The sequence below is a fragment of the Marnyiella aurantia genome (genome assembly GCF_014041915.1).
Taxonomy (GTDB): Bacteria; Bacteroidota; Bacteroidia; order Flavobacteriales; family Weeksellaceae; genus Marnyiella; species Marnyiella aurantia.
Genome location: NZ_CP059472.1, coordinates 1,437,024 through 1,454,502, shown reverse-complemented (window position 1 = coordinate 1,454,502; position 17,479 = coordinate 1,437,024). Strand labels below are relative to the sequence as shown.

The following is a 17,479-nucleotide window of genomic DNA, read 5'->3' as shown; positions in this document are numbered from 1 at the left end:
TTATGAATTTTTACAAAAATATTAAAATTAATCCATTATGTTAAAGACGGTAAGCCCATCTTTTCCCTCTGCAGTTGCATAGCCGGCCGGAGCCTGCACCTCCGGTCTGTTCAGGAATATGATTCGCGGTGGAAGTACAGCGAGTTGATCGAGGTTAAAGCTTACATCACTGATCAGCAAAACATCCGGAACGGTTTCAAGATGGTCCAAAGAGTCCCGATACTGGATTTTCCGCCTTTGCAGCAGATAGCTTTGTCTTGCGGTATCCCTTTTTTCCACATCAAGATTGTAGGAATTAATCTGGCGGCCCGCCTCCTGAAGTGTCAGAAGCATGTCCAGCTGCCCATAGTCCGCGGAAATATGAAGTATACGGTCTTTTGGGCCGATCCACTTGTTCAGCTCGTGGTACAGCTTTTTATTCTGCTTCCAGTCGCCACGGACTTCTTTCACGATTTCCTTCTCCATATAGTGATAGTTCATCAGGATCTTTGGTGTGAAATAATCCTCATCTTCGAGTTCCTTACTAAGTTCGGAAAACTTCTCACGGAACAGAGCATTTATTTTTTTGGCTCTATGCTGATAGGTAACCCCAAGCGAAACATCGTCCCATGCAATTCGTCTGCCGGTAATCACGGTTATACTTCCGTCATGAATAAACAGGTCGCCTTTGGGCATTACTTCGGACGTGCCATGTACATAAACCGGCAAAATGTCCAGTTTAAGATTTTCGGCCAGATAAAATGCACCTTTATGGAATCTCTGAATGGAATTTGTTGTTGAACGCTCACCTTCAGGAAAAATCATCAGCGAATATCCCTGCGCAACTTTTTCTTTTAAGCGGTCAATATTGCCCTCCAGACCTTCCGAGACGGGAAAGAAGCCCAGGCAGCGCACCAGTCGGCCGAAAACAGGTGAATTATACACCCAGTCATTAACGAAAAACAGTAACTTATGTGTCGTCATGGCCATGGATAGGGTGTCCAGCGACGAAGTGTGATTGGCGATAACCACGGCAGGCTTTTCAAACATTTCGCCAGTTTGGTTAACTACTCTTTTCCGGACAAAGGGATTGGTGTGAAGTACCATTGTGAGGTAGGAAGCTACCAATTTCTTTAGCTTTCCCTGATTTCTGCCGCTGAAGAACGGTGCAATAATTCCAAAAATAATTCCGCCAAAAGCGTAAATAAGAAGAGAGAATACGGAATTAAGCAGCACCCTAACTGTTACAGGCATCAGACCTTTTTGCGAGCGTTGGCGGATGTATCCGAACATTAGCGGATACATGGCAAAGGATATCACCACCACAGCCACCATTCCCACAAGTGCCACCGTGGATACGGAATGCAGCGCCGGATGCTTTGCAAAAATCAGTGCTCCCACTGCTAAAACCGTAGTGATTAGTGCCAGAATGATGGAAACCCTGTAAAGCGGCAGCTGGTCTTTTCCGGTGCTGATCTCTTTTTGAAGTGCCTGTGTAAGGAATATATTAAAGTCTACCCCGGCACCGAAGATGAGGGTACAAACAATTGTGCTGAATATATTGAGTTCCAGACCCAGAAAATAAAGAATTCCCGCCGTAACGATACCTGAAAGTATAATCGGAATCACAGCCATCACAGTAAGGTCTATATTCCGGAAAAATATCAGAAATATGAGAATTACGGCAATCAGCGAATAATTGATGAGGCTGTTGAAGTCATCCTTCAGCAAACCAAGAAAATTTTCGTTTATCTGCTGCCGGTCTATGGCGAGCACCTCATTGCGTTTCTCTACGCTGCGGATAAATTGGTCCCGCTGTCCTTCATCTACCTTCACAACAGTGGAAAGGGTATGCATTCCCTTTTTGAAATTATAGAATTCCGATAGCTGCAGCGCAGGTAAATTGGAATAATCGTCTAGTGAAAGTGGCTGATAGTTTCTGTTCAGCATTTCCTCAAATTCAGTGAAGGCTGAGCTGTTAAATCCTTGGGTAGCTCCGCTGATTTTCATCTGCGAAATGACGTCTGATTTTCTTTCAGGGGTCCAGAACTGGTTCCAACGGTCTGTCCTCGCCTTTTGTTCCTGTTCGGAAAGTAAAACTTCACCTACCGACTGAAAACTCAGGATCTTTCCGCTTTTCTGCTGATTTTTGAGGAATGACAAAAGCTTTGTATTTTTATCAACAGCTTCAGCTGAGGTGGATCCGTAAGAAACTACGTGTATCGATTTCTCGGTAATGTCGGACAGTTTCTCCAGCTTTTTTTCGTTTTCCTTGATTTCCTCAGGCACAAAATTCAGGTCAGAGATGTTCTGGTTGAATTTAATATGGCTGAAGCCGAAAAATGTAGCCACGATCAGCAATGAGCAGATGATGACCAACGGCCGGTTCTTTTCATAAGGATACGCACCGATTTTATCAATGAAGGTTTTCTTTTCAGGTACGTTGCTCTTTCGCGGCCTGTAAAGATGTGGGATAAGCACCAAAGTGAAAAGCGCAGAGAACATCACCGTTACACTGGCAAATATTCCGAGATCGCGCAACGCTTCAGAACGCACAAATGTCAGACACAGAAATGACACTGCTGTTGTAGATGCACTCATTATGATGGGATGAGTGATCTCTTTCAGGACATCTTCAATATTATTTTTGTGCTTGTAATGGGTTAAAATATGGATGGCATAATCTATCGTGATTCCAATCAGTATCGCACTGACACTTAGTGAAATTGCGGATATGCTGTCCTTTATTATATAAATGAAAATCAATCCGGCGGCGGCTCCGAAAACCGTAGGAATAAATATGATTACGGGTGCAAGTATGTTCCGGAAATAAAAGATAAGCAATAACAGGAGTACTGCCGTGGAGATTATTACGGTGGTCTGAATGTCTTTTTTAATCTGTTTGGCGTTTGCTGCGGCAATCAATGGAGCACCAAAATAGGAGATCTCTGTTTTTCCATTAAATTCTTTGTTGAGCCGGTCCTTGAGTAGGTTGAGCTTCTCTGCAAGGACCTCATTGTTTTTGGTTTCAGCTCCGCCAAAGGCAGGTTCCAGAAACAGGAGGATATTTTTACCGTCTTGCGAAACAATATAGCCGTCCTGCAGGCGGAAGTCCTTGTTTCCACCCAACAGATGAAGCTTCTGCAGTCCCAGACCTGTGATTCCCAACGGATCTTTTTTAATGAATTCCTTGGTGACTAAACTTGTGGGAGCGGTTAATGCACGGTAGTTTGCCGCAAGTCTGTGGTTTATACTGTCGCCCGAAATCCTTTCTTCAATAATCCGGTAATCATCATCAGCCAGCAGCAGCGGAATATTCTTCTGTGCAAAATCAAAGGTCTCTGAAATCTGATCTTCATCCACTTTGCCCTGTACCGATTTAAGATATGGGCTCAGGGGTTCCAGGCTTTCAATGAAGGCATCTGCCGTTTCAGTGAGCTGGTCACCGTTGGTTCTGCTGTTTATGAGAACAATAATTTTATCGCTGAACTCCAGTTGCGACAGCACCTGAGCAGTAATGTCTGATTTGCCATTCTTAGGCAACATCTGGCTGATGTCTTCCTCAAATTTAATTTTTGAGGCGTAAAATATACCGAGGATGAGGAAAGACAGGGCCAGCAGTGCTGCGACCAGTCGGTTCCTTTCAATCAGATAATATAAAGCAATAAAAATCCTGTGCATAAATAGGTGCCGCAAAATTAGTCCTTTATAATATACAGGAAAAAGATTTATTGCTGGAAGTGCAGCCGGTTTCAGAAAGGTGTGTTCATTGCCGAAGAACACTGAATATGCGTAGCCTGCTTAATAAAATATTGTCTGTCCTGCATGCTGACCTGAAGTCTTTTAGGTTGTATTTGGCACGCAGCAAAGGAGAGACAGATTTTCACATTTAAAAAAAACTCTACTTTTGCAAAAAATTTAGTTGATGCCAAAAAATTTAGTGATTGTGGAATCACCTGCAAAAGCAAAGACCATTCAGAAGTACCTTGGGAAGGATTTTGAGGTGAAATCCAGCTTCGGTCATATCCGCGACCTGCCTAAAAAGGGGATGGGGATAGACCTTAGTACTTTTACTCCCGATTACGAAGTTTCGGCAGATAAAAAAAAGATAGTCGCTGAACTTAAAGACGCGGTGAAGAAGGCGGAAACGGTATGGCTAGCCTCCGATGAGGACCGCGAGGGTGAGGCTATTGCCTGGCACCTTGCGCAGGAGCTGAAACTGAAAGAAGATAACACGAAACGTATTGTTTTTCACGAAATTACAAAGAATGCTATCCTAAAGGCTATTGAGAATCCGCGGTCTATTGACCAGAATCTGGTAAATGCCCAACAGGCTCGGCGAGTCCTGGATCGGATCGTAGGTTTTGAGATGTCACCGGTACTTTGGAAAAAAGTGAAGACCGGACTTTCGGCCGGCCGTGTGCAGTCTGTAGCCGTTCGGTTGGTAGTAGAAAGAGAACTTGAGATCAGGAATTTTGTCCCAAAATCCAGTTTCCGGGTAGAAGGTGCTTTCGTAAACAGTGAGAAGCAGGTCATTGCAGCTAAGGTGAAAAAAGATTTTGCAGAAGAAAAGGAAGCCGAAAAGTTTCTGAACCTTGCAAAAGATACTGACTTTACTGTGCTTAATGTTGAAAAGAAACCGGGAACACGTACTGCATCGGCACCTTTTACAACATCCACATTACAGCAGGAAGCAAGTAACCGTCTGGGTTATGGCGTGACCTCTACAATGAGAGTTGCACAGCGCCTTTACGAAGAAGGTTTTATCACTTATATGCGTACCGACTCCGTAAGTCTTTCGCAGGAAGCCATTAACGGGGCCAAAGCGCAGATCCTTTCAGAATACGGTGAAGAATATTCCAATCCGCGTAATTATACTACAAAGTCAGCATCAGCACAGGAAGCTCACGAAGCTATACGTCCGACAGACTTTTCCGTAAAGTCGGTTGGCGACGCGCAGCTTAACAAATTATACCAGTTAATCTATAAAAGAACTCTCGCCAGCCAAATGGCAAATGCCAAAATAGAGAAAACAGTTATTGAAATTGGGAGCCCTAAAATTACTCCGCATTTTGAAGCACAGGGCGAGGTGATTGTATTTGACGGTTTCCTGAAGGTATACGGAATTACCAAAACCGATGAGGATGAGGAGGAAAACAACGAAAAAATTCTCCCGAAAGTGACTGTTGGCGAAGCTTTAACGTATAAAAAGATTGAAGCCACCGAAAAGTTTACGAAACCTGCCGCACGTTACACCGAAGCTGGGTTGGTGAAAAAGCTGGAAGAGCTTGGCATAGGCAGGCCATCCACTTATGCACCAACGATCCAGACCATTCAGAACCGTGCGTATGTGGACAAACGGGAAATTGAGCCTCAAGAAAGAGAGATTGTGAAAATGACTCTTGCCAAATCCGGTGTTACGAAGGAAGTTCTTACAGAGAAATTTGGCGGCGACAAAAACAAATTCGTCCCTACAGATATTGGTGAAGTGGTTAATGATTTCCTGACGCAGAACTTTGCCGAGATCCTTGACTATGGTTTTACCGCAAAGGTGGAGCAGGATTTTGATGATATTGCCAACGGTTCCGAAAGGTGGAAAGAAGTGCTTCAGGGTTTTTACAGTGATTTCCACCCACGGATTGAGGATGTTGAGGAAAATGCAGACCGTGCGAATGGCGAACGTATACTTGGGGTGGATCCTAAAAGCGGAAAGAATGTAATGGCCAGAATCGGCAGGTTTGGACCAATGGTGCAGATCGGAGAGCAGGATGATGAGGAAAAACCGATTTTCGCCAGTCTCATGGCCTCTCAAAATATTGCAACAATTACACTTGAAGATGCTTTGGAACTCTTCAGACTGCCTTTTGACCTGCAGGAATTTGAGGGAAACCCTGTTTCAGTCGGAGTAGGCCGTTTTGGTCCATACGTAAAATGGGGTGAGACATTCATAAGTATACCGCGTGGCGAAGACCCACTTTCCGTATCACAGGAACGCGCCGAGGAAATCATCCGCGAAAAACAAATTGCTGATGCACCTGTGGCAACTTATAAAGGCGAGGGCGTCACTAAAGGAACCGGAAGATTCGGACCTTTTATCAAATATAAATCAATTTTCATCAATGTTCCGAAGCGATATGATTTCGATAATCTGACTCAGGAGGAAATGCATGAACTCATAGAAGCAAAACTGGAGAAAGAAGCCAACAGATATATACGCCAGTGGGAAGACGAGAAAATTTCGATTGAAAACGGTAGATGGGGACCTTTCATCAAATTCGGAAAAACAATGTTTAAGATTCCGAAGACGAAAAAAGATGAAAAATATACCGCTGAGGAACTTGCTGACGTTTCTTTGGATGAGGTGAAAAAGTGGATCACCGCTCAGGATAAGGATGCCTTCAAGGAAAAACCTAAAAAGGCCGCGGCGAAGAAAACTGCGGCGAAGAAACCGGCCGCAAAGAAGGCGCCAGCTAAAAAGCCGGCTGCAAAAAAGAAATAAAGATCAATCTTTTGTAATAGAAACGCTTTCCGCCACAATGCGGGAAGCGTTTTTTGTGCCTGGGTTTTACTACTTTTGCAGTGCTTACTGAATAATCACATCCATGAATATTGAAGACATTATCATTCCGGCAGGTAAAATTGAAACTGAAAAATGGCAGTTGGGGAATCTTATTTCGGGTGACATTTCTGAAGGTGGTATTGTCCTTATTTTCTGTTCCGACTATCGTGGTTTAGCTGGTGGTGAAGCGGAAATACACAGTTTCAGAAAAGTTCGCAGGGCGCTGTATACCTTGTCGCGGCTGGACTTCGAGGTTCCCGTGTGCGATCTGGGAGACTTGATCTCCGGAAGATCCCATGAGGATACCCATTTTATTTTACAGGAATTGCTTTCATTATGTCATGAAAAAAAGGCGGTTCCCATAGTCATTGGCGGAAGCTGCGATTTGTCCTTTGCCCTTTTTACCGCGCTTAACCACTATCACAAGCAAATAAGTTATACTAATATATCAGGTGTAATTTCACTTGCTGACCAGGGCGAGGGAATAAATGAAAAAAACTACCTGGCGAAAATTCTGGGTTCCAGGGATTTTCCTTTGAGGGATTATCATCATATGGCCTATCAGAAGCATCTGAACGAACTGGATTCAGTTAAGCTGATGAAGGATGTTGAATTTGATGTAATCCGTCTGGCCGAGATGATGGGTTCTACCGAAAATACAGAGCCCTTTTTCAGGCGTGCAGACCTGGTTACCGTAAATTGTGATTCAATTGAAGGTCCTTCCGGTGATTTCTCGGTCAATCCGCAGGTAAACGGACTGAACCGCCGCGAGATTTGTGCTTATATGAAGGAAGTTGGCCTTAGCGAAAATCTTAAGTCTGTCGGCCTGTTCAACTTTAATCCAAATTCAGATTCTTTGGTAGATCATCAGTTGATGGCGCAAATGGTGTGGCATATTATAGAAGGCATCAATATTCAGAAGTCACATCCACGGGAGAGACGCATGGAGACTTTTTATGTTCCGGTTGATGATGTTCATTTTGCATTTAAGAGAGATTCCTTTACTGGATTATGGTATTTTGGTGACGATGACGAGCTTAAAAATCTTATTCCCTGCTCACCAGCGGAGTATGCACAGGCGAAAAAAGGATCATTGCCTGCAAGGCTTATGCGTGACCGGGACTAATCACTTACCTAAATGCGGTTACCTTTTATAAAATTGTCGGGCAACTTTAATAATTATAAAAAAAATCACAAAAACTGCGCTGGTAGGGATTAAATTAATATTTAATTGTTTATATTTAACTAAATATTATGAATTTCGGTAATGCAAAAATGTTTTATATTTGCAAAAATTAAATACTAAAAATAACCATAATCTATATTCTCCTATGAATAAAAAATTATTACTTAGCTTGTTTGCAGTTATTCTTACAGTAGCAAGTGTAAAGGCGCAGCGGCACGAACTGGGTGTCCGTTTGGGAACGAGCAATTTGGTAGGAGATATAGGAAGAACCGGTTACGTTTTACAGGCACCTTTTGGAGAAACTTCCAAATATGGTTTTCCTGCATATGGCGGAATTATTTACCGTATGAATTTCAATCCGTACCAGACACTTCGTTTTGATTTAGGCTACAGTCATATACAGTTCGGTGATGCCTGGGCTAAAGAAGAATACCGCAGAAACCGTAAACTGTATGGGACCAATACCTTACTGGAAGCTGATGCGATTTTTGAATACAATCTGTTCCCTGTTAATAACGAGCAGGAGCGCGGAATGCTGAGTCCATATATATTTGCGGGTATCGGCGCGATGATGCACGATGTTACGCAGGCTACTTTAATACATGACTACCGGCGCGATGTAGACGGTGTGGCACAGGCACCGGTTAATGAAATTGATTTTAATACAACGGCAGAGTATTATAGTGGCAGAAAAGTTACCGGTTATCTTCCTTTTGGTATCGGTTTAAAGTATAAATTCAACTATAACTGGGCTATATCCGGAGAACTCATGTTCAGACCTACGCTTACCGATCAGCTGGATTACAGTACGATAAATGCAAAGGATCTGAAATCTACCTATAATGCGGATATTCTGGCGCCTAACACCAACACATCCCTGTTGCAGACGGATATTTATTACGCGGTATCCAAGGAAAGAGAGAGAGAATTCCTGAAAAACAGAGAAGTTGGAGATCCTAACGGTAATGACTGGATAAACAGCGTGACCCTGGGACTAACCTACTCCTTTGGAAGACCTCCTTGTTATTGCGATTAAAATGCTGTCAGTAAAATATCAAATCAATCCTGAATATCTTCCCCGTCATGTAGCCATTATTATGGATGGAAACGGCAGATGGGCGAAATCCAGGGGCAAAGAGCGTACGTACGGACATAAAAACGCTTTAACGGCCGTACGGGATGCCATTAATGCCTGTAACGAGATAAATATTCCATATCTCACTCTTTATACATTTTCTTCTGAGAACTGGAGCCGGCCTAATGACGAAGTAAACAGCCTGATGAATCTCCTTGCCGAAACGCTTTTGCTGGAGGCTGAGGAAATTTTTACCAAAGGTTTACGTTTACACATCATTGGCGATATTGAAAAGTTGCCGGATTTGGTACGTGACCAGTTGCAGAACGTCATGGATCTTACTAAAGACAACAAGCGCGGAAACCTGATCCTGGCTCTGAGTTACGGTTCGCAAAAGGAAATCCTGAGCGCTGTAAAGCAGATAAGCCGCAAGGTAAAAGCGGGTGAGATTGAGGAAGAGGATATAAACGAGAGTCTTTTTGAAGATCATCTCTATACAAAAGATTTCCCACCTGTTGATCTTATGATACGAACCAGCGGCGAGGTAAGGATAAGCAATTTTCTACTGTGGCAGATGGCCTATGCCGAGATGCAGTTTTTGGATATGCTGTGGCCGGATTTTAACAGGGAAACCTTTTTCCAGTGTATTCTGGATTATCAGCTGAAGGAAAGGAGATATGGCAAAACCAGTGAGCAGCTGGAACAAGAGTAATTAATTAAAGTTATTAAATATATAATGAAGTTTAGATTCATCCCTATTATTATGTTTGTTGCCTCGGCACATTTTTATGGTCAGGTAACTCCGCAAGGGAATCCGCAGGATACTAACCCGGTTTACGCAGAAAGCCAGACGGGGTCCTACAAATTGCAGGATATTGTGGTAGATGGGGTAAAAAGATATTCTCCGGCACAAATTTTACGGTTTACAGGTCTGACCAAAGGTGAAATAGTTGATATCCCTGGTCAAAAAGTAAGTAATGCAATCCGGAAACTTTGGGAGACCAACTCTTTTTCTGAGGTAGAGGTCTACATCGAAAGCCAGCAGGGCGAAAGTGTTGTTCTTCGTTTCTACCTTCAGGACCTGAAGGAACTAGGCGAAGTGACCTTCACAGGCAAAGGAATCGGAAAATCCAAGAATGAGAAACTTGCTAAAGACAATAATCTTAAGCCGGGTACCAAAATAACCCAGAATCTTGTTTCAACTGTTAAGACAAACGTTCCTAACGAATATGTGAAGAAAGGTTTTTCTGATGCAAAAGTAACGATCAAAGATAAGGTGAATGCAAATGATCCTAATCTGGTAGACTGGACCATTGAGGTAGAGAAGGGAAAACGCATAAAAATAGACCGCATCGATTTTGAAGGAAACGAGAATGTTTCTGATTCAAAACTCAGAAAGAAAGGTTTCAAGGATACCAAACAGAAGAGATTTGGGATTGGCGCGATCCTGAAGCCATCCAAATTTATTGAAGAAAAATACGAGGCGGATAAGCAGAACCTGGTGAATTATTACAATTCACTTGGATACCGTGATGCACGTGTGCTTTCTGATTCTGTGACAAGGAATGACAAGAATAACTTCGAGATCAACGTAAAACTGAACGAAGGTAAAAAGTATTATATCGGCGATATTTCCTTTGTTGGAAATACAGCTTTTTCAACGGAATTTCTTCAGCGCCTTCTGGGCTATAAAACCGGAGATATTTATGATGCGGTAGGATTCAACAAAAAAGTTGGTGAAGACGGCGGTAAGGAAGATGATTCCGATATCAAGTCCCTTTACATGAACAGCGGTTACCTGTTTTCCAATGTTACACCTGTAGAGAAGGCAGTAAACGGTGATTCAATAAACCTTGAAGTCCGCATCAGTGAAGGCGAAAAAGCTACCTGGAACCGTGTGACGTGGAGTGGAAATACCACAACGCATGACCATGTGGTTCTTCGTTCCCTGAGAACGAGACCCGGTAACCTGTTCGCCAAAAGTGATATAAAGAGAACCTATTTCGATCTGGCCTCTATGTCATTCTTCGATCCTCAGCAAATCGGTCAGGATATCAAACCAAATCCTCAGGATAACACGGTAGATGTTCACTGGTCGCTTGTAGAAAAAGGTTCTTCACAGGTTCAGCTTCAGGCTGGTTACGGTGGCGACAGCTTCATCGGAACTCTGGGACTTACCTTCAACAATTTCTCACTTCGGAATTTCCTGAAGTTTAAAGATTTTAAACCTGTACCACAGGGTGACGGTCAAACACTGTCCATTCAGGCACAGGCAGGATATTATTTCCAGAACTACGGTATTTCATTTACCGAGCCATGGTTGTTCGGAACAAGGCCTACGGGATTGTCTGTTGGTGTGAATCAGTCGCTCGTGAATTATGAAGATCAGTTCGGAATGGACCAGAAACTGAATATTTTTTCTGCCAATGCAGGTCTTAACCGCCTGTTGCGTTGGCCGGATGATTATTTCTCCCTGTACACAGGCATTCAGTTCCAGCGCTATAACTTTGACAATTATCCGTTCCTGTTTGGCACAACTAGAGAGTATTACGGAAACGCTAACAACTTCAGTATTAACGTAGGTCTTAGCAGGAATTCGGCAGGTATTGATCCAATATTCCCTACTTCCGGTTCCAATGTAGAAACTAGTGTAAAGTTTACGCCGCCATACTCACTTTTCAGCAATAAAGATTATTCGGTGATGTCGCCGGCTGAAAAGTATAACCTGATGGAATTCTATAAAGTAAAGGTCAAGAGTGATTTCTACAATGAGATCGTTGGTAAACTTGTACTTCGCAGTACAGCCGAGATGGGCTTCATGGATGGTTACAACAGTGAACTGGGTGCACCACCATTCGAAAGATTCTACGTAGGTGGAACCGGTCTTTTCGGAGGAAGATATGACGGCCGTGAGTTGGTGCCGCTTCGTGGTTATGAAAATGCAACGACTGACGGTGGAACCCGTGATGATGTAACTCAACTTGGAGGAGGTACTATTTACAACCGTTTCTCGTTAGAGTTAAGATACCCGATCTCAATGAACCAAACAGCCAAGATATATGCTCTTACTTTCCTTGAAGGGGGCAACGTTTGGAACGACTGGGGAAACTTTAATCCATTCCAGCTGAAACGTTCGGCAGGTGTAGGGGTTAGAGTATACATGGGCGCATTCGGTCTGATAGGTTTTGATTTTGCCTACGGATTTGATAAGCCGCTTTATAACAGTGAACCTTCAGGATGGAAAACACACTTCCTGATGAACCAATCATTATAAATGTAAAGATGAAAAACAGAATCCTCCTCGTAGTTGCTTTCCTTCTTATAACCGTTTCTGCGCATGCGCAGAAAATGGGAGTAGTGGATACCGATTATATTTTGCAGCGTCTTCCGCAATATAAAGAGGCAGAAGGCAGGCTGAACTCCCAGGTGGATACGTGGCAGAAGGAAATACAGAATCTGCAGGCTGAGTATGAACGTAAAAAATCGGCCTTTGACAGCGAGAAAGTTCTGCTTATCGGCGAGCAGCTAAAACAGCGCGAAAGAGAAGTTGCAGATCTGGACCGCAATATAAAGACAACCCTTAGTCTACGATTTGGAACTAACGGTGAAATTGCAAAACTGCGCGCCAACCTTACACAGCCTTTTCAGGACCAGATCTGGGAAGCAATAAGAACGGTATCGGAAAAGAACGGGTTGGGTATTGTACTGGACAAGAGTAATAACATTAGTGTGATTTTTCTTCAGAAAAGATACGACTACACAGATAAGGTCCTGGACCTATTAACAAAAAACACAGGCAGTAAAGCCGCGGGCTCAAAATAGATTTAACTTATCCCGCATAAAACAATCAAAAAAAGGAACCTAAATTATTAATGGAAATTATGAGAAAATTAAGTGTATTATTTGCTGCAGTAACAATGTTGATGACTGTTGGAATGGCAAAGGCGCAGAAGTTAGCAGCTTTGGACTATGAGCAGGTATTGTCTTTGATGCCGGAAACTAAGAAAGTTTCTACGGATCTGGAGACCTTCAGTAAATCAAAAGAAGCTGAACTTAAGAAAATGGGTGATACCTGGCAGGCTGATGTTCAGAAATACCAGGCTGAAGGTGCTAAACTTACAGAAGCACAGAGAACAGCTAAGGAAACTGAATTGCAGAAAACACAGCAAAACCTGCAGCAGATGGCAGTAACCGCTCAGCAGGATCTAAATAAAAGAAGAGAAGCGTCTCTGAAGCCTATCATCGACAAACTGAATGCAGCAATCGCTAAGGCTGCCAAAGCAAACGGATGGGATTTTGTAATTGATGCAAGCGCTTTAATTTATAAGGGAGGTCCGGATGCAACTGCGGCAGTTAAGAAGGAGCTTGGACTTTAATTTAACAAACATTTATACAGCTTAACCACCTTGCATAGAGGTGGTTTTTTTATTTTTGCCCCATGAACAAAGAAATTTCGACACTGGTAAAAGTTCGCTTCAGTGACTGCGACCCTATCGGACACCTCAATAATGTGAAGTATCTGGAATATATGATGAATGCCCGTGAGGACCATGTGGAAACTTACTATGGTTTTACATATGAAGAGTATTCACGCAGGACGGGTTGCACATGGATCACAGTTCAGAACGAGATCGCTTATCTACGTGAAGTCCGCTTTAACTCCAAAGTGCAGATCAGCAGTAAAACAATTGAAGTGCGCGACCGTATTTCCAAAGTGGAAATACTGATGAAAAGTGAGGACGGTAAAACAGTGAACGCAGTTTTGTGGATCACGGTAATCTATTTCAATATGAAAACCAGGAAATCAGAAGTTCACCCGCCCGAAACACGCGGTTTGTTCGAAGAGTTTCTAACTGAAGTGCCGGAGAAAACGTTCGCCGAAAGGGTGGCATACTTCAGAAAGCAGAATAAACTATCTTAATAGCACAAATATGAAAAAAATACTTGTTGTTGGTGCCAATGGTCAGTTGGGAAAATGTTTGCGGACAATTGCTGCAGATTATGAGTGGTCCTTCAATTTTACTTTTTTGGCCTCTGAAGATCTTGATATTACCAATTCCAGCGCAGTTCTTACTGTTTTGGAAGATGAAAATCCTGACTTTTGCATAAATGCCGCTGCATATACTGCGGTAGACCTGGCTGAAAAGGAATCAGAAAGAGCATTTGCCGTGAATGCCCAGGGTCCAGGCAATCTTGCGGAAGCCTGCAGGGAGGTTGGAGCCACCTTAATTCACATATCAACCGATTATGTGTTCGATGGGGATACAGAGATTTCCTACAGTGAAGATAACTTCACTAATCCAAAAGGGGTTTATGGTGCTTCAAAACTTAAGGGTGAGGAACTGGTGATGGATGCCAATCCAAAATCCGTTATTATCAGGACGTCGTGGCTGTACTCAGAGCACAACAGGAATTTTGTGAAAACTATGCTGAATCTTTTTGCCGAAAAAGAAGAGATCGGAGTGGTTAATGACCAGTTTGGTCAGCCTACTAATGCGAATGATCTTGCGGAAGCAATTATGCAGATCATCAGCTCAGACAGCCCAGGCCATGGCGTTTTTCATTTTTCAAATTACCCGGAAACCACGTGGTACAGTTTCGCGGAAAAAATCGCTGAGTTTTCAGGTTCGCAAATTAAGATTAATCCGCTCACGACCTTAGAGTTTCCGACACCGGCCGCCAGACCGCGCCGCAGTACAATGGCACTTGACAAAATTGAGACTGCGTACGGAATAGAACTTAAGCATTGGGAAAACAGTCTTCAGGATTGTCTGCATACTTTATTGGAAACGAAATGAGAAAAATAATCTTTTTAACAGCAGTAGTTGCTTTCAGTTTTGCTTTCGGTCAGAATGTGATCTGGAATGAAGTGGCCAAAAGCCGTGAAGGATCAGAAAAGGAACTGTACAGGATTAACCCTGCTGTTTCAAAAGCCGAATATTTAGGTGAAGTAGAAGTCCAAGGTTTCTCTGGCGATGATGCTAAGGTTTTCGGTCTTATATATAAGAAGGCGAAAGAAATTGGTGCGAATACGTTTTCGTACCGTCCGTTTGAATCTGTTGATGGCAAAACGCAGAACTTGGATCCGTGGAATTACAGGATCAGTTTGTATTATATGGCCACCGATGAAATACCTGTTGAAAAAGGACTCCTTTACATATATGCGCCTCCCGCTCAGGACCAGAACATTTCTTTTAATAAAGAAAGTATAAAGTTTAAGCTACGCACTTTCACCAAACGCAGCCTTACCGATGGTGAAACCTATACAATATCTACCCGCAAACTGCTGGGTTCGTCAGTAAAGTTCAAAGCAGATGTGCAGCAACCTGCTCAATATATGCAGTTGCAGGCTATCCAGGTACAGTCCGCACCATATGGCGAAGCGGGCATTAACCTTAAGTCGGGTGATATTATAAGGTTGGAACGCTCATTCGCAGATTTCCTGAGCATGATTTACATGGAATTCAAATAAATCCAAAGGGTGGATGGCCCATTTAATCACTCCATGTGATGGCAGACGCATTCCGGATCCTTAAATATAATCTTTGTTGAGTATTTTCCCCCTTCACCCTCAGTAGTTTATATAATTTTAGTAAATATTTACATCAATATATTTGGAGGGAGTGGATAAATGGGTATCTTTGCAATCCAAAATCGAGAGACCAGGGAGCGAAGTAGAAGACAAGTCAGGGTTTAGGAAGTAAGAGAGTAGAGCGGTTTTTAACCGGTTTAAAATTTTATCAAAAAACATTTGGCAGTTTAAAAATAAGTTGTACTTTTGCAGTCCCAATTCGAGGTAACGAGAGATGGGGAAGCGCAGGAGAGACTTAGGGGTCAGATTTGAAAGGAGAGGTAAGTTAAGGAAGGGGTTTGCTGAATAACACAGTGAATATCTGGACGTAAAATTTTCTTCAAAAATATTTGGTCATTTAAAAAATAGTTTATACTTTTGCACTCGCAATTCAGACGCCCAACGACAGAAGAGGTGACTGGAAATAAAGCGAAAAGAAGAGAGATCATTGACATACAAATAACAACCAAAAAAAAAGTAAGGAAAAACCAAAGCGTCAATAACTTTGAGTGAGCGAGTGAACAAACATACAATGGAGAGTTTGATCCTGGCTCAGGATGAACGCTAGCGGGAGGCCTAACACATGCAAGCCGAGCGGTAGAAGTCCTTCGGGACTTTGAGAGCGGCGTACGGGTGCGTAACACGTGTGCAACCTGCCTTTATCTGGGGGATAGCCTTTCGAAAGGAAGATTAATACCCCATAATATAGTGACTGGCATCAGTTACTATTGAAAACTCCGGTGGATAGAGATGGGCACGCGCAAGATTAGATAGTTGGTGAGGTAACGGCTCACCAAGTCTGTGATCTTTAGGGGGCCTGAGAGGGTGATCCCCCACACTGGTACTGAGACACGGACCAGACTCCTACGGGAGGCAGCAGTGAGGAATATTGGACAATGGGTGAGAGCCTGATCCAGCCATCCCGCGTGAAGGACGACGGCCCTATGGGTTGTAAACTTCTTTTGTACAGGGATAAACCCAGATACGTGTATCTGGCTGAAGGTACTGTACGAATAAGCACCGGCTAACTCCGTGCCAGCAGCCGCGGTAATACGGAGGGTGCAAGCGTTATCCGGATTTATTGGGTTTAAAGGGTCCGTAGGCGGGCCCGTAAGTCAGTGGTGAAATCTCGCAGCTTAACTGTGAAACTGCCATTGATACTGCGGGTCTTGAGTAAATTTGAAGTGGCTGGAATAAGTAGTGTAGCGGTGAAATGCATAGATATTACTTAGAACACCAATTGCGAAGGCAGGTCACTAAGATTTAACTGACGCTGATGGACGAAAGCGTGGGGAGCGAACAGGATTAGATACCCTGGTAGTCCACGCCGTAAACGATGCTAACTCGTTTTTGGATTTTCGGATTCAGAGACCAAGCGAAAGTGATAAGTTAGCCACCTGGGGAGTACGATCGCAAGATTGAAACTCAAAGGAATTGACGGGGGCCCGCACAAGCGGTGGATTATGTGGTTTAATTCGATGATACGCGAGGAACCTTACCAAGACTTAAATGGGAATTGACAGATCTGGAAACAGATTCTCCTTCGGGCAATTTTCAAGGTGCTGCATGGTTGTCGTCAGCTCGTGCCGTGAGGTGTTAGGTTAAGTCCTGCAACGAGCGCAACCCCTGTCACTAGTTGCTAACATTCAGTTGAGGACTCTAGTGAGACTGCCTACGCAAGTAGAGAGGAAGGTGGGGATGACGTCAAATCATCACGGCCCTTACGTCTTGGGCCACACACGTAATACAATGGCCGGTACAGAGGGCAGCTACACAGCGATGTGATGCAAATCTCGAAAGCCGGTCTCAGTTCGGATTGGAGTCTGCAACTCGACTCTATGAAGCTGGAATCGCTAGTAATCGCGCATCAGCCATGGCGCGGTGAATACGTTCCCGGGCCTTGTACACACCGCCCGTCAAGCCATGGAAGTTTGGGGTACCTGAAGTCGGTGACCGTAATAGGAGCTGCCTAGGGTAAAACAAGTAACTAGGGCTAAGTCGTAACAAGGTAGCCGTACCGGAAGGTGCGGCTGGAACATCTCATTTTTGAGTCTCGTCCCGTTAGGGAAGAGAATAAACAAACAACACGGTACGCTTTGTCGTACCACA

11 protein-coding genes and 1 rRNA gene are annotated in these 17,479 nt (G+C 43.5%); 11 read left to right on the top strand and 1 reads right to left on the bottom strand.

The features are described 5' to 3' along the window. Positions 1–27: 27 nt before the first annotated feature. A complete protein-coding gene (locus H1R16_RS06605) occupies positions 28–3,660 on the bottom strand; it encodes an MMPL family transporter (protein WP_181887354.1) in 3,633 nt (1,210 codons plus the stop codon). Between the two features lie 244 nt (positions 3,661–3,904). Between H1R16_RS06605 and topA the strand changes: the two genes are divergently transcribed. The 11 genes from topA to H1R16_RS06550 all read left to right on the top strand — a co-directional run bounded on the left by topA (position 3,905) and on the right by H1R16_RS06550 (position 17,416). After that, a complete protein-coding gene (topA, locus tag H1R16_RS06600; protein WP_181887355.1) occupies positions 3,905–6,478 on the top strand; it encodes a type I DNA topoisomerase in 2,574 nt (857 codons plus the stop codon). 103 nt (positions 6,479–6,581) lie between these two features. Continuing rightward, positions 6,582–7,664, top strand: a complete 1,083-nt coding sequence (locus H1R16_RS06595) for an arginase family protein (RefSeq protein WP_181887356.1) — start codon at positions 6,582–6,584, stop codon at positions 7,662–7,664. Positions 7,665–7,869: 205 nt separating this feature from the next. Beyond that, positions 7,870–8,760 carry a DUF6089 family protein gene (locus H1R16_RS06590; RefSeq protein ID WP_181887357.1) on the top strand — a complete coding sequence of 297 codons (891 nt, stop codon included), beginning with the start codon at positions 7,870–7,872 and terminating at the stop codon, positions 8,758–8,760. A gap of 1 nt (position 8,761) precedes the next feature. Next, positions 8,762–9,511 carry a polyprenyl diphosphate synthase gene (gene uppS, locus H1R16_RS06585; RefSeq protein WP_181887392.1) on the top strand — a complete coding sequence of 250 codons (750 nt, stop codon included), beginning with the start codon at positions 8,762–8,764 and terminating at the stop codon, positions 9,509–9,511. Positions 9,512–9,535: 24 nt separating this feature from the next. After that, on the top strand, positions 9,536–12,073 hold the full coding sequence (bamA, locus tag H1R16_RS06580) for an outer membrane protein assembly factor BamA (protein WP_181887358.1): 2,538 nt from the start codon (positions 9,536–9,538) through the stop codon (positions 12,071–12,073). 8 nt (positions 12,074–12,081) lie between these two features. After that, positions 12,082–12,621: an OmpH family outer membrane protein gene (locus tag H1R16_RS06575; RefSeq protein ID WP_181887359.1), complete on the top strand. Its 540-nt coding sequence runs from the start codon at positions 12,082–12,084 to the stop codon at positions 12,619–12,621. 59 nt (positions 12,622–12,680) lie between these two features. After that, complete coding sequence (locus H1R16_RS06570; protein ID WP_181887360.1) at positions 12,681–13,175, top strand: OmpH family outer membrane protein; 495 nt, start codon at positions 12,681–12,683, stop codon at positions 13,173–13,175. A gap of 62 nt (positions 13,176–13,237) precedes the next feature. After that, positions 13,238–13,720 (top strand): acyl-CoA thioesterase, encoded by a 483-nt coding sequence (locus H1R16_RS06565; protein WP_181887361.1) that lies wholly within the window; start codon positions 13,238–13,240, stop codon positions 13,718–13,720. Positions 13,721–13,730: 10 nt separating this feature from the next. Then, positions 13,731–14,597 (top strand): dTDP-4-dehydrorhamnose reductase, encoded by an 867-nt coding sequence (rfbD, locus tag H1R16_RS06560; RefSeq protein ID WP_181887362.1) that lies wholly within the window; start codon positions 13,731–13,733, stop codon positions 14,595–14,597. Then, entirely contained in the window at positions 14,594–15,271 is a 678-nt protein-coding gene (locus H1R16_RS06555) for a hypothetical protein (protein ID WP_181887363.1), read from the top strand. Before rfbD ends, H1R16_RS06555 begins: the two co-directional genes overlap by 4 nt. A gap of 628 nt (positions 15,272–15,899) precedes the next feature. Further along, positions 15,900–17,416, top strand: a 16S ribosomal RNA gene (locus tag H1R16_RS06550). The last annotated feature ends 63 nt before the right edge of the window (positions 17,417–17,479 follow it).